Origin of the sequence: Laedolimicola ammoniilytica (assembly GCF_025567165.1) — a bacterium.
In the GTDB taxonomy this organism is placed as follows: Bacteria; Bacillota; Clostridia; order Lachnospirales; family Lachnospiraceae; genus Laedolimicola; species Laedolimicola ammoniilytica.
This window is the reverse complement of sequence record NZ_JAOQKC010000005.1, coordinates 71,013-84,886: the sequence shown is the minus strand read 5'-3', so window position 1 is coordinate 84,886 and position 13,874 is coordinate 71,013. Positions and strand designations below refer to the sequence as shown.

Sequence of the window (13,874 nt, the reverse complement as noted above, 5' to 3'; positions counted from 1 at the left end):
GAGCCTTTGGGATATTTCTGCAACATTTGGGGGTTAGGATGACAGCGAAAGGAGTGAATGACTATGACATTACCATTTGAAAATGATACTAGCCGGATTGTCAAAAAGTATGCCAAGCACAGTATCAGTCAAAGCCGGGTTAAAACATTTTTATCTGTTTTGACCATCGCGTTGGCAGTTGCCTTGCTGTCTGGCTTTGCTTTGTCTGTGATTGGGATGGAAACCGAAGCAAAACGAGAATTGCTTGTGTCAAGTCAGATGTTATATCACAATCTGAACGATGAACAGATGCAGACCCTGCGGCATGATGAAAGAATTTCGGATTCAAAGATATATATGCAGGCGGCCAATACGCAGATTGAAAACTATCTGGTGATCCCTGTCTATATCGAGCAAAATAACAGCCAAATCGTTATGGATGAAATTGTGGAAGGACAGTATCCCATAGACCTTTATGATGTAGCTGTGGATAAGGCATATTTGGAGCAACTGGGGCTTCCGGTGGAGTTGGGGGTAACAATCACAATCCCGTTTTATGATGGAAATACGGAAAACTTTACTGTGGTAGGCCTTACAGACAGTGGTTCCACAGAACGGGTCTACTCCCTTTTCTGTTCCAAACAATATACAGAAGCGGGAAGCCAATTCCAGCATTCTGTAACAGCGCTGGCTGTTCAATTTGCTCATGCGGATGAAATGTCCAAGCAGGTATTTGAAGCCATGACCAAGCAGATTGAAGCTGACTATGGTATTCCAGCGCAAAATTCTGATCCGAACGATGGTTTTCTTTCCTCTCTGGAGCCGAATTGGGAAGATATTCAGATTGTTATGATCTTTTCTTTTGCTGTACTTTTTGTTAGTTATTTGGTGATTTACAGTATTTTTTATATTTATGTGCATAATCAGGTGCGGGAATTTGGGCAGTTGCGTACAATGGGAACAACTGCAAAACAGATTAAGAAAATTCTTCGGGTACAAGGTAGGATTTTCTGTGTTTATGGTACAGCTTTAGGGCTGGTAATCGGTGGGATTGCAGCTTTTCTGTTCAAGCCAAACGGATGGAGCTGGGGTAATACCGCAATAACCAGTATTGTAATTTTCCTTCTTGTCTATGGCATGATATGGCTGGCTATGAGCAAGCCTGCAAAAATTGCAGGCAGCATTTCACCGATCGAGGCAGCAAAAAACACCGGATATGAGAGTTTTCCTGCTGTTTCAAAGAAACTACATCGGAAAATCACCCCTTTTTCACTGGCTATTATGGGAAGTTCCCGCAACCGGAAAAAGTGGATTGTAACTGTTCTTTCGTTAGGTATTGCAGGAATCATGTTTATGGGCGGAACAACACTCCTTTCTTCTCTGGATATGGAGCGCCTTACAAGACATGGGCTTTTAGAATATGGAGAATTTGAAGTTGAGCTTTCCCGAAATGCGATCAAGAATGACCCGCATGGACAAACTGGAGTCCAGTTAAAGAATCCTTTGAATGAAGATTTGATACAGACCATTGCGCAGATGGAGGGGGTTGCAGAAGTTTCGGAATATAAAACATTAGAGGCAAAATTTGAATACAACGGAGTGACTAAAAAAGAAAATATTACCCCATTCACACCAGATCAGCAGGCCCTCTTGGAAAAATATTTGGTGACTGGCACGGCTGATTATTCAACTATGTCTGAAAACCATGAGATTCTGGTGTTGCGAAATGAATATGCAGACTACATCTACGACTGGACATTTCATGTTGGAGATACGGTGAAGTTCCGCTGGTTTGATGGGATACGGGAGCAGGAGACAGAGTTTAGAATTGCTGGAGAAATCAGCGATGGTATCTTTGAAGATGATGGTGGAGGTAAACTTTTTGGAAAAACAGGATTTTTCCTACTGCCAGAAGAACTAATGAATCAAATGATGCCATCTGGCTTTAACTTCAACAGTCAGTTGCTGGTTCGTATGGATGACCTTTTACAAGAGCCAGCCCTTCGGAAAACTATGAATGATCTGCTTGATACCACACCGATGGTAACAATGGAATCTCTCTATGACTACTATCAAGACAGCGAGGCTATGTATCAACGCACCAGCCTTGTGATATGGGGGCTGTGTGGATTCATCATGCTGTTTGCAGTTATCAATCTGGTAAATACACTGATTGCTACGACACTCTCCCGCAAACACGAATTTTCTGTTCTGCGCTCTGTTGGTATGGCGAAAAAGCAGTTACGGCAGACAGTACAGTGTGAAGGCATTTTGCTGGCTTTTTGGAACATTTGTATCGCTGTCCTAATTGGAACTGCGGTCGGTTATGGAATTGTTCGCTATCTGAATTATGTTGGCGACGATACTTGGGTGTGGCATTTCCCAGCAGTACATTTTGCTGGATATATGATAGTGGCAATTTTGCTTCCTGTTTTAATTGCTGCCGCTCTGATCCATCTTTTGGAGAAAAAGTCTATTGTGCAGCAGTTGAGAGAGATAGATTAAGCAATAGAAATATCCTAAAGTGGAAGCAATTCACCCTTAAACTGTTGAGCTTTTGGGATGTTTCTGCAACATTTGGGGGTTAGGATGATAGTGAAAGGAGTGAAGGACTATGACATTACCATTTGAAAATGATACCAGCCGGATTGTAAAGCGGCTGGCGAAACAGAATATGAAAGCAAACCGGCGTACATCCATTTCTATCATGGTAGCCATATTGATCGCATCAACTTTTTTGTGTTCGTTATGCACATTCGTCCAAAGCTATTGGAATCAAAGTGTGCAGCAGGAGATCGCAGCCTACGGTGATTGGGATGCACAGCTTTTGGAGATTCATGCCGGCCAGCTGGATTTGATTCAGAATAACGAAAATGTCCAGACCATCATGGTAAAAGGAGATAATCAGACCGCCTTATTGCCAGCTGCATCCGGCCTGCCCTATCTTTTGATCCAAAACTGTGATGGAGCCTATTGGGGCGGTATGCGGGAAAAGAATCTGATCCTGCGCGGACGGGTTCCCCAGGCGCCGGGAGAGATTGTGGTTGGAAAAAGCTTTTTTGAGCAGAATCCATCTGTTGAGATTGGAGACCGGCTGAACCTGGATTTGGGCGAACGCAGGAAAGGAAATACAACTGTGGATTTTCTTTCCCCCATTCAAAGCGGGGAAGAATTTGTGAAAACAGGAAAAGTGCAGTACACCATCGTTGGTGAGATTGATATGACTGTTTCCAGCGCATACAATGGCTACCCTGCGTATGGGTGGCTGGACACGACCGCATTATCGGAGGACACGGGGATCGTTGCTTATCTTCAAGTGACGCAGCCGCGAAAAGTCTATGAAATCATCCCGCAGATAGCAGAGGACATTGGCTTGCAGCCGGATGAATTTGGTGACTATCCCTTCCGTTACCACACAGCCCTGCTTGGGATGTATGGAATTTATGCGCCGGGACATTTCCTAAGCAGTGACCTTCCCAAACTTGCGCTTGCGCTCGGTTTGGTCATGGCAGCATCTATGGCGGTATTTGCCTATATCATTCGGGGCGCTTTTTCTATTTCTGCGAAACGCAAGGTAAAGGAGCTGGGAATCTTAAAATCCATTGGAATGACTCCAAGGCAGATCCACATGATGATCGTATATGAGGCGCGCTGGTTGTCTGTGCTTCCCATTCTGGTTTCCGTGGGACTTGGATACCTTTTTTCCTATGGCGTATTGGCAGCATACTCTGACCTGACGCAGGAAGTGACAGGGAGCCGGATAACCGCTTCCTTTTCCCCGTGGGTCGCAGTGGTTTCCATGATTCTTTCGTTCCTGACGGTTTGCCTGGCTGCATCTGGTCCTGCCCGGCAGATGGGAAAACTTCGCCCGATTGAAGCGGTCAAAGAAAGTTGGAGCAATCCTTCTTTGAAAAAATCAGCAAAGCATCCGATCCTGAAAAAGTGCTTTGGATTTCTTGGAAATATTTCTGCAAACTCCATGACGGCTAATAAGAGGCTGTTTCGTACCTGTACGGTAACGCTGAGTCTGTGTATGCTTTTGATGTTCAGTTTTCTGGCTGTTTTTTCCGTTTCAGATATTAACAATACAAAAGCAGAACAGGACAGCCACTTTAATGTCAATCTTACAATGGAGTCTGGTCAGAAAATAGAGCCAGCGCTTATGGAGGAATTGAAGCAGCTGCCTCACATAGAGGAACAGGCCACCTATACAATGGCGAACTGTGCGCTCTGGGTTTCAGAAAGTGAGCTGTCGGAAGAATTTCTTTCCTCTGGAGGATTTGACACAAAAGCGGCTGGCGAGTATGTAGCAAAGCGCGATGGCTGTTACCGTATCCCATGTGTATTGATCGGTTTGGAACAGGATGCCTATGAAGATTATCTCATGCAGTCAGGGGTGACTTATTCTGAACAGGGTGCTGCGCTCATTGTCAATTCTGTTGTGAAAATCCTGACTCCAGAGGTTATGAAGCCAAAAAAGATATGGTTCCATATCTAAAACTCAAAGAAGGTCAATCTTTAGAAGTAACAGAGAAGTTTCTGGACTCCATTCAGGGGGATTACCGTTTTGATGTGACGGTATCATCTGCACTTTCTGAAATGCCGGAGATTGGGCGTAATATGGCCTTTTATACATTGCCCATTCTGGTGCCGATGGATCAATACTATGAGATTATCCAGAATTTCGGAGAAGATCGTGCAGTTTACAATTACAGGACTTACATGAATCTTCTCGTGGAAGATGGGCTGGATGCCGAAGTACAGGCGCAGGCAGAGCAGATCTGTGGTACTTATCTGGGGACGAGTGATTTCTATACCTCCAGCAAGACACAGCGCGCTTTGGACAGAGAACGGCTGACCGATGCGACCATGCTGATCGTTTACAGTCTGACTGCACTATTTGGTATCATTGGAATCTCATCGGCAGCAGTGGCGATCCTGAACAGTCTGTATCAGAGAAGAAAGGAATTTGCCATGCTGCGTTCTGTGGGGTTGGATAGAAAAGGTCTTGACCGTTTACTGCATATAGAAGGGTTCTTCCTTGGAGGAAAACCTTTGGTCATTGGATTGCCGATTCTGTTTTTGATTGTCGCAGTTTTGATGTGGATGCAGGATGTGACTTTTATGGAGTTCATTCAGGTATTTCCGTTATTAGGGCTGGCAGCCTATATTGTTCTGGTACTAATGGTCATCAGTGGGATTTACAGGGCGGCTTCCAGAAGAATCCGCAGGGACATTATTGTAGAAGCCTTAAAGGATGAAAATGTGTGAGTCTTACTGCAAAATGAATTGTCCTAAAATTGAAGCAATTCACCATGGATTTTCATGCCATTTAGGACAATTCTGCAACATTTGCCCTTTACTCTTTACTCAACAAATTAAGGCACACTTATAACAGGAGAAAACACCATGAAAAAAATCAATTTTTGCAAAGCAACAACAATCATTTTAATAATCAATGTTATTTTATCTATTGTTTTATTTTTCGTTGTTCCTGATAATATAGCAATTCAATGGGCAGGTACATCCCCCAGAAATGCAGTAGATTCTTACTATATATTTTTAGTACCGGTATTGTCAGTGCTTTTTGCTTTTGCTGGAAAACCTATTTTTACAAGGTTCCTGTTTAGATTGTGGAATAGAACTAACGAGTATTTAGTGGCATACCTAAATTTGTGTCTGCAAGTTGTATTTCTTACTTGTGAAATCTATATCGGGTTATATAACTTATGTAATTTTAATGTTGCCATTAGTATAATTCTCATTGTGGAATTTATGATAAATGTGGTGATTGGATTGAAATTATTTCACAATCAATCTATCTAAAAAATCGTGTAGTATGTTTCGGCGGACAGTTATTTCTGGATGCCCGCTGTAAATTTTTTTGAAATGTCCGAGCGTTGTAACATTTCTCGGACATTTGGGTTTTATAATGATCTTATCAACAAAAGCAAGCGTATACATGAAGCAATGCAATAAAAAAGTTGCTTGTTCAATAAGAATATGAATTGTCCTAAAATTGAAGCAATTCACCATAGATTTTCATGCCATTTAGGACAATTCTGCAACATTTGCTCTTTACTCTATACTCAACAAATTAAGAAAGGCAGGTAACTGTTATGAAAATTTTGCAGACAACTGATCTTAAAAAATACTACGGCACAGAGCCGAACATTACCCGCGCCCTGGATGGCGTGAACTTCTCTGTGGAGGAGGGCGAATTTGTGGCGGTGGTCGGCACTTCCGGCTCCGGTAAGTCCACCCTGCTTCACATGATGGGCGGTTTGGATACCCCCACCTCCGGCAGCGTGATGGTGCGGGATAAGGAGCTGGCGAAGATGAACGACGAGCAGCTTACCATATTCCGCCGTCGCAATATCGGCTTTATTTTCCAGAACTACAATCTGGTGCCGATCCTAAATGTTCATGAGAACATCGTTTTGCCCGTGGAACTGGATGGGGATACGGTGGATCAGAAATTCATGGCGGATGTGGTGTCCATGCTGGGACTGGAGGATAAGCTGAAGAATATGCCAAACAACCTCTCCGGCGGCCAGCAGCAGCGTGTGGCTATCGCCCGCGCTCTGGTGTCAAAGCCCGCTATCGTCCTTGCCGATGAACCCACTGGAAACCTGGACAGCAGGACCAGCGCCGATGTGTTGGGGCTTTTGCAGAGAACGAGTCGTGAATTTAACCAGACGCTGGTGATGATCACACATAATGATGCCATTGCCCAGCTTGCAGACCGTATCGTGCGGATTGAGGATGGCAAAATCGTTGGATAAAGGAGGTGGCAGACATGACATTGCCTTTTGAAAATGATACAGGGCCGGTCATTAAAAAATTGGCGTCACGAAGCATTCAGACAGATAAGCGGCGCAACCTGTTTGTGATCGTAACGATCGCTCTGGCAGCCGCTTTGATGGCAGCGATTTTTTGTGCAGGAGCGGGAAGTGACAGAAAACTGGAGGCGGACATTCGGGGACAGTATCAGGCGGTTGTGGTGAATTGTGACCGTGATACGATTGAAAGACTGAAAGACTGCCCGGAAGTGGAACGCTGGGGCCTTTCCCAGAATTACGGTTCTGCCCGCTATGGTGACAGAGTTCTGACTGTGGAGTATGCGGATGCCAACTGGATGGAATTGGGTAAGAAGCCTTCCTTTACTGGGACACTTCCGCAGGCTGCCAATGAAATTCTGGTAGAACGGGCATTTCTTGATTATTTTGAAATCCCCGCAGAAGTCGGGCAGACCATAGAAGTGAATCTTGGAAACGGAAAGCAGACCTACACCGTCAGCGGTATCATGGATGTGGAGAATGACTCCCGTATGTTCCAGCTTTATGTATCTGAAGCATTTGTGGAGGAGATGGCGCAGGGAGAGCCGCTGTTTGAATTTCGGCTTCGTTATACTGGTGCTGATAGTATGGAGCTGGAGCAGCTCAAGGCGGATATTGCAGCATTCCTTTCTGCCAACGATGTCTCAGAGGATCAGATTTTTTACAGTTCCAACTATTTCGATATGCAGGGCTTTAAGTCCGGTGTGATGAAATATTACATTCCCGTGGCAATCCTTTTGCTGGTTGCCTGTGCCGTGGTCATTTACAGTATCTTTTTCATTTCCGTAAAGGGCAAAATGCGGGAATATGGACGCCTGAAAGTGATCGGCACAACACCAAAACAGATCCGGCGGATCGTGCGGCGGGAGGGATTGCTGTTATCTCTTTGCGGTATCCCACTGGGGCTTTTGGTTGGAGGGGCTATCGGGTTTGCTATTTTCCCGGCACATTGGAGCTGGATGGGCAATCTGCCCTATCTGGCTGCGACCGCAGCAGCCTGCGCCCTGACGGTATTTCTGTCCATTCATGCGCCTGTCCGCATGGCGGCGAGGGTATCCCCAATCGAAGCGGTCCGCTCCAGTGGTTATGAAACGGCAACAGACCGGAAGGATCAGAAAAACCACCGCATTACGCCGTTCTCCATGGCACAGATGAACTTTAGGCGGAGCAGGAAAAAGACGGTCATCACTCTGGTATCTCTGGGATTGACGGGTGTGTTTCTGGTAACAGCCGCTACGGTACTCAACTCCATCAGTCCCGAAAAGATGGCGATAGAAGCCATGGGAGATCACTGCAACTATGAGGTCAGCTGGATGGATTCGGGAGGCGCGGAAGGATTGCCTGCCATCGCGCGTGAAAATCCATTGACAGAAGAACTTCGTCAGGAGCTTCTTGCCATAGATGGTGTGGAATCTATCACCAGCCATGAAGTAACATCCGCAACGGTGAAATTCCCCCAGGAAAGTGTTGCATTAAAGTTCCCTGTATTTGACAGAGAGCAGATGGAACAATGGCTGCCGGAGGAAAATCTGGAACAGGGCAGCGTAGATTATGAGGAGCTTGCCGCAAACAACGGTGTGATCGTGACTGATTCGGAAGATCATCTTTTAAGTATGTTTTATGGCTATACGCCTGCGGTCGGGGATGTGCTGACCTTTGAATCCATGGACGGTAAGGCCATAGAAGTAACGGTCATGGGGATTGCGAAACCGTCAGTAACATCAGGCACCGGCGCATGGGGCCTGTTTACCCTTACAGAAGAACTGGCCGATCAACTCTACCCGGATATTGAGAACAGGGAGGCCGTTTGGAATGTCCATACCTCGGAGGACTCGGATGCGCTCAGGGCGTCTATTTTCAGCCTGCTGGAAAATCCGGTGCTGACGGTCTTTTCCAGAGCAGACCATGCGGCATCCCTGGAATCGCAGCTAAAGATGATGACCCGCGGTGTTTATCTGCTGCTGGCGTTCCTGTTTGTGTTCTCCATGGTAAATCTGGTCAACACCCTGATGACCAATCTGCTGGCAAGGCAGCAGGAGCTTGGGATTTTGCAGTCTGTGGGAATGACCGGAAAGCAGGTTTCCCGTATGCTGATCGCAGAATGCCTGTGGTACGCAGGGGTTACGGTATTTTTGTCAGTTGGCATTGGCGGAATCCTGGGCTGGATTTTTGACTATGTGATCAGCAGCTTTAATATTTTTGGGGAACTGTCCTATCAATTCCCTTTGATGGAAACGGTTGTTTTTGTTCTGGCACTTTTGGTCGTGACCGGAATTTTCTCTGTGGTTGCTGTCCGTTACTCTAAACGGCTTTCCCTTGTAGAGCGGATCAAGACCATGGACTAACCAGAAGCGGCGGCTTCCGATGTGAAGCCGCCGCTTTGCTGACAGCAGAAATATAAGACTTAAAGGAGATGATCAAAATGACAGTACCATTTGAAAATGATACAGGAAATATTGTCAGGAAACTGGCAAGAAAAAGTTTGAAAAGCGAAAAACGCCGGAATTTGATGGTGGTGATCGCCGTTGCGCTGGCATCCTGTCTGATCTGTTTTTCGATTGTGATGGCTTTGTCTACCCGGCAGATAGAGAAAAATCATGTGGAGGATACTTATGAGGCGGTCTATACCAGGATTACTGAGGAAGATGTGTCCACCCTGAAGGGGCTGGATGACTTCTCAAGGGTAGGAGAGTATTATATGCTGGCTGTGGAACCTGCGGAGCAGGGATACAATGCCTCCTATATCTATTGTGATGAGGAAACGATGTATATTGCCCGTGACCAGATGAAGCTGCTGGAAGGCCGACTGCCCCAAAAGGAGGATGAGGTGGTGGTGAGCCGTTATTTCCTTTCCAACTATGCTGCAGACGCCGGGATTGGCGAAAAGGTTATGCTAAGCAGCGAGAGCTTTCACGGAGAATACACGGTGACTGGCATTATGGAAGGCTATAAGGAAAAAGAGGTAAATGGATCTTCCATCCTTCTTTCCAAAGAAGCCCTGAAAGGATGGAGCGGCTATGACCCCGCTGATTATCGAGCCTATGTGCATTTTAAGAATGAGCAGCAAATGGATGAAACAGAGCTGACTGCCCGCAGCAGGGAGATTGCCAAGGAATATCAGCTGGAAATGCCGATCATGAACCTCAGCTATATGAAGTTCTATAAGCAGCCTGTGAATGTCAGTATGCTGGCGCTGGTTGCCGGAATTGCAGTTCTGGTCATCATCGGAGGGTATGTTGTGATACAAAGTATCTTCCGAATTTCTATCAATGATAAAATCCAAAGCTATGGACAACTGCGGACCATCGGCACAACGCCAAAACAGATCCGCCGTATTGTCAAAAAAGAAGGCCGTTTCTTAGGATGGGCTGGCATTGGTATCGGTATTTTGCTGGGATGTGCAGCCGGGTTTGCACTGTTTCCCCGTGGGTTTAATCTGCTATTTTATGCAGCCGCGATTGTTTTGACTGCACTGCTTGGCTGGTTTATGGTATCCATTGCGATCCGCAGACCGGTAAAGATTGCCGCCAGTATCTCCCCGATTGAAGCAGTCCGCTTTACCGGCAATCAGAGCGGAAAGGCCCACACACATAAGAAGAATATGCGGTTAAATCCCCTCTCCATGGGAATTGCAAATTTCAGGCGTGACCGCAAAAAGACGATCAGTATCGTGGCTTCCCTGAGTCTGGGCGGGGTGATCCTTTTGGTGACAGCTTCTATTCTTTTGGTTCGTTCGCCGGAGCGGATCGCAAGACAGTATTTTCCGGATGGGGATTATAAAATCTATATCCATTCTGAAAAAACAGAATATGAGGTGATGTCAAAAGGAAATCCTTTGAATGAAGCGCTTCGGCAGGAGGTGCTGGCCGTGGATGGCGTAACAGATGTGATAGAAAATCGTCAGGCGGTTCATGTGCGGTTTGAAAATGAGGAAAGTTCTTCCGGCGGAATGTGTGATCTGTTGAGTGACCGAAACAGGGATCAAATGGAAGCGGCGCTTGTGTCCGGAACTTTACCTCAAGATTCCCATAGTATTGCACTTGATATGGATTATGCAGAAGATATGATCGGTGTAGATGTGGGGTCAGTTATCAAACTTACCATAGGGGATCAAGAGATTCCTGTCACTGTTTCCGGTCTGCTCATAAACGATGGGCTTAAAAATGGTCATGGTCCTCTGGCATTGGACAGCACCTGCATTGTTGCAACCAAAGAGCTATTTCAGGAAGCAATGCCTATGATCGATTGTTTTGATTATTCCTGGAGCATTGTCAGCGATCCCCAAAAGGCGGAGCAGATTGAAAACAGTCTGAGTGCGATCATTTCTTCCAATCCGGATCTTGACTTGGATACCATTGGGATACATAAGGATTATGAGGAAATGGAAAACAGGGTCGTTTTTGGAGGTTTTCAGGCGCTGTCCTGGCTGGTGTTCCTCTTTGGCGTGGTCAATCTCATCAACACCACCCTCTCCAATCAGATGTCCAGAAAGAGGGAAAACAGCGTCTTTCGCGCCATCGGTCTGACCAGAAAGCAGCTCTGTCAAATGACCATCTATGAGGGAATTTGCTATGCGTTTTCTGCTGCGCTGGCAACTCTGGCAGTCGGCCTCCCGATTGCAATGATAGCTGCTCGAAAATTCAGCGAAATGACTTTCCATGGAGCGATCATGCCATATTCCTTCCCCTTCCTGCAAATGGGGCTGTTCGTTCTGGTGCTGTTTGGCCTGGAGGTCATCCTGTCCTTCTGGACAATGCGCAGGCAGAAAAATCAATCGCTTGTGGAAGAAATGCGAGCGATGGAATAAGCATATAGGATCGGCGGGGCGGCGTGTGCTGCCCCGCTTTTTAAGTTTGCTGTTATATTTTGGATCATTATTGACTTCTATTACGGTTAGTGATATATTTATTACAGTAACCGTAATAAGGAGGCAGGTGTTATGCGAGACAATGCGAAAGGCGGTGCGCTCACAGAGGTGACATTCTTTATTTTGCTCTCCCTTTATACCCCGAAACATGGATATGCTGTTATGCAATTTATTGAAGACAATACAAAAGGGCGGCTCACGCTGGGGGCAGGTACTTTATATGGTGCGTTGAACTCGTTGCAGGAAAAAGGCTGGATTGCACCTTTTGGAGATAGTGCGGGACGGAAAAAAGAATATCTCATTACAACGCAAGGAAAAGAAATTGCAGAAAAGGAGCTGATAAGGCTCAATGAACTTGTAGGCGTGGCTAATGGAATTATTGGAGGTGCGGTATGAGCAAAAAGTATTATCGTTTCTTTGGCGGTTTGTTGACTGCCCAGGAACATTGGCTGAATAAAATGTCTGAAAAGGGCTATCGTCTGATTCGGGCGGAAAAAATGTTGTATGAATTTGAGGAGTGTAAACCGGATCAGGTAAAATACTGCGTGGAGTTTATCGGGCAAAAATCGAAGGCCAACGCATCCGATTATCATGAGTTTTTAGAGGGGATGGGTTACAAAGTATTTTATAAAAACATCAACCTGAACTACTCTGTTGGTAAAGTACGCCTACGGCCATGGGCTGAAAAAGGCGGACGCATAGCAACAAATGCCACCACCTTTAATCGGGAACTGTTGATCGTAGAAAAAGATAATGACGGTAAGCCGTTTGAACTTCATACTTCTTATGAGGACAAGGAAAACTATTACAGAAATCTGCGTAATCCGTGGTTGCTGATATTGCTCATGTTCGCAATATTTGCGGTTGCAAAATGTTCGGTAGTTTTTGGTGTGCTTGCCCTGGTTTCTCTGATTCCTGTTCTCGTATATCAAACCCAGGTTATGCAGAACAAACGCGAAGGTAAGACAAAAGAATGGTGAGGTGTTTATATCATGAATGAACGAGAAAAAACAATCCGATTATGGTTTGATATGTGGCTCAATCAGCAGGATATGGGCATTGATGATATTTTTACAGAAGATGTAATCTATACAGAAAGCTGGAGTCCCCAGTATAACAACCGAAAAACAGTAAAGCATTGGTTTCAGGAATGGAATACCCGTGGCAAGGTGGTCATTTGGGAAATCAAGCAATTTTTTCATAAGGGAGATCAAACGATTGTGGAGTGGTATTTCAAAAATGAAATGAACAATGGAAGTATAGAGGAATTTGATGGAATCTCGCTGGTTGAATGGACAGAGGATAATAAAATAAAGGCATTAAAAGAATTTGGGTGTAATCGCAATACCTATAATCCATACCAGGAAGGCGATACCCCTCAATTCAAAGCAGAAAAAGCGAATTGGTTTTGAATTGAGTGCTTATGGAGGTAAAATATGATGTATCGGACAGAATTAGTAGAAGGAATTACCGTGGAAAATGTAACAGAGAAAATCAATGCAAAAATAGAAGAAATGGAAAAGGAAAGCTATCGACTTGTTACGATGTCTTTTTGGGGAACCGAAAGAGCTGTACTGGTTTTCAAAAAAGGGTTAAAGGGTAGTTTGCTTTAACACATAGTTTGCTTTTGAACTGTCGTCTATGGTGCGTTGACAGACTGGTAATCTCGACTATTCGTTAAAGGACTTTATTGTGGACTGTTCGAGCAAGCCATTGGGCTTTGAGGTGACAAATATGAAAGTATTGGTCAGTGCCTGTATTATGGGAGAGAACTGTAAATATAATGGGAAAAACAACAAAAATTCAGCAGCTATCCATTTTTTAAAAGATAAAGAAGTGATTTCTATCTGCCCGGAAGTATTAGCAGGAATGGAAACTCCCAGACCCTGCGCAGAAATTGTGAATGGGAGAGTAGTTGATGAAAACGGAAATGATGTTAGTTTAGAATATAATAAGGCAGTGGCAGTTGCATTATCGAAAATTCAGAATGAAGAGATTGATTTAGTTATATTACAATCCAGAAGCCCTACCTGTGGTGTTAATCAGATATATGATGGTAGCTTCACTGGAAAGTTAGTTTCTGGAATGGGTTTGTTTGCAAAGGCATTAAAACAAAAAGGATATCATGTCATTGATGTTGAAGAAATATAAGTTTACCATTTTTCATTTGTTGAGGGATAAGGTTCCTA

12 protein-coding genes are annotated in these 13,874 nt (G+C 44.9%); all 12 read left to right on the top strand.

What is annotated here, in order from left to right; all coding sequences use genetic code 11:
• Nucleotides 1-63 precede the first annotated feature (63 nt).
• Nucleotides 64-2,484 (top strand): ABC transporter permease, encoded by a 2,421-nt coding sequence (locus OCV63_RS05225; protein WP_158362487.1) that lies wholly within the window; start codon nt 64-66, stop codon nt 2,482-2,484.
• A gap of 109 nt (nt 2,485-2,593) precedes the next feature.
• Nucleotides 2,594-4,477, top strand: coding sequence for an ABC transporter permease (locus OCV63_RS05220; protein WP_227595910.1), 1,884 nt, complete (start codon nt 2,594-2,596; stop codon nt 4,475-4,477).
• The gene (locus OCV63_RS05215; protein ID WP_227595908.1) at nt 4,462-5,250 is read left to right on the top strand and encodes an ABC transporter permease; all 789 of its coding nucleotides are present in this window, start codon (nt 4,462-4,464) and stop codon (nt 5,248-5,250) included. Before OCV63_RS05220 ends, OCV63_RS05215 begins: the two co-directional genes overlap by 16 nt.
• A 138-nt stretch (nt 5,251-5,388) precedes the next feature.
• Nucleotides 5,389-5,805 carry a hypothetical protein gene (locus tag OCV63_RS05210; protein WP_077138744.1) on the top strand — a complete coding sequence of 139 codons (417 nt, stop codon included), beginning with the start codon at nt 5,389-5,391 and terminating at the stop codon, nt 5,803-5,805.
• A gap of 293 nt (nt 5,806-6,098) precedes the next feature.
• Complete coding sequence (locus OCV63_RS05205) at nt 6,099-6,764, top strand: ABC transporter ATP-binding protein (protein WP_003501940.1); 666 nt, start codon at nt 6,099-6,101, stop codon at nt 6,762-6,764.
• A gap of 14 nt (nt 6,765-6,778) precedes the next feature.
• Nucleotides 6,779-9,163, top strand: a complete 2,385-nt coding sequence (locus tag OCV63_RS05200; RefSeq protein ID WP_158362485.1) for an ABC transporter permease — start codon at nt 6,779-6,781, stop codon at nt 9,161-9,163.
• Between the two features lie 77 nt (nt 9,164-9,240).
• A complete protein-coding gene (locus tag OCV63_RS05195) occupies nt 9,241-11,625 on the top strand; it encodes an FtsX-like permease family protein (protein WP_050624151.1) in 2,385 nt (794 codons plus the stop codon).
• Between the two features lie 132 nt (nt 11,626-11,757).
• Nucleotides 11,758-12,081 carry a PadR family transcriptional regulator gene (locus tag OCV63_RS05190; protein WP_002578897.1) on the top strand — a complete coding sequence of 108 codons (324 nt, stop codon included), beginning with the start codon at nt 11,758-11,760 and terminating at the stop codon, nt 12,079-12,081.
• On the top strand, nt 12,078-12,665 hold the full coding sequence (locus OCV63_RS05185) for a DUF2812 domain-containing protein (protein WP_002578898.1): 588 nt from the start codon (nt 12,078-12,080) through the stop codon (nt 12,663-12,665). Before OCV63_RS05190 ends, OCV63_RS05185 begins: the two co-directional genes overlap by 4 nt.
• A gap of 12 nt (nt 12,666-12,677) precedes the next feature.
• Nucleotides 12,678-13,097, top strand: coding sequence for a nuclear transport factor 2 family protein (locus OCV63_RS05180; RefSeq protein ID WP_004841005.1), 420 nt, complete (start codon nt 12,678-12,680; stop codon nt 13,095-13,097).
• Between the two features lie 24 nt (nt 13,098-13,121).
• Nucleotides 13,122-13,298 carry a hypothetical protein gene (locus OCV63_RS05175; RefSeq protein ID WP_002578900.1) on the top strand — a complete coding sequence of 59 codons (177 nt, stop codon included), beginning with the start codon at nt 13,122-13,124 and terminating at the stop codon, nt 13,296-13,298.
• A gap of 121 nt (nt 13,299-13,419) precedes the next feature.
• Nucleotides 13,420-13,836: a 2-thiouracil desulfurase family protein gene (locus tag OCV63_RS05170; protein WP_077138745.1), complete on the top strand. Its 417-nt coding sequence runs from the start codon at nt 13,420-13,422 to the stop codon at nt 13,834-13,836.
• Nucleotides 13,837-13,874 lie beyond the last annotated feature (38 nt).

Bases quoted from the DNA above. Each gene is read 5' to 3' on its own strand.
- OCV63_RS05225 (WP_158362487.1), top strand. From the start codon at position 64: ATGACATTACCATTTGAAAATGATACTAGCCGGATTGTCAAAAAGTAT.
- OCV63_RS05220 (WP_227595910.1), top strand. From the start codon at position 2,594: ATGACATTACCATTTGAAAATGATACCAGCCGGATTGTAAAGCGGCTG.
- OCV63_RS05215 (WP_227595908.1), top strand. From the start codon at position 4,462: ATGGTTCCATATCTAAAACTCAAAGAAGGTCAATCTTTAGAAGTAACA.
- OCV63_RS05210 (WP_077138744.1), top strand. From the start codon at position 5,389: ATGAAAAAAATCAATTTTTGCAAAGCAACAACAATCATTTTAATAATC.
- OCV63_RS05205 (WP_003501940.1), top strand. From the start codon at position 6,099: ATGAAAATTTTGCAGACAACTGATCTTAAAAAATACTACGGCACAGAG.
- OCV63_RS05200 (WP_158362485.1), top strand. From the start codon at position 6,779: ATGACATTGCCTTTTGAAAATGATACAGGGCCGGTCATTAAAAAATTG.
- OCV63_RS05195 (WP_050624151.1), top strand. From the start codon at position 9,241: ATGACAGTACCATTTGAAAATGATACAGGAAATATTGTCAGGAAACTG.
- OCV63_RS05190 (WP_002578897.1), top strand. From the start codon at position 11,758: ATGCGAGACAATGCGAAAGGCGGTGCGCTCACAGAGGTGACATTCTTT.
- OCV63_RS05185 (WP_002578898.1), top strand. From the start codon at position 12,078: ATGAGCAAAAAGTATTATCGTTTCTTTGGCGGTTTGTTGACTGCCCAG.
- OCV63_RS05180 (WP_004841005.1), top strand. From the start codon at position 12,678: ATGAATGAACGAGAAAAAACAATCCGATTATGGTTTGATATGTGGCTC.
- OCV63_RS05175 (WP_002578900.1), top strand. From the start codon at position 13,122: ATGATGTATCGGACAGAATTAGTAGAAGGAATTACCGTGGAAAATGTA.
- OCV63_RS05170 (WP_077138745.1), top strand. From the start codon at position 13,420: ATGAAAGTATTGGTCAGTGCCTGTATTATGGGAGAGAACTGTAAATAT.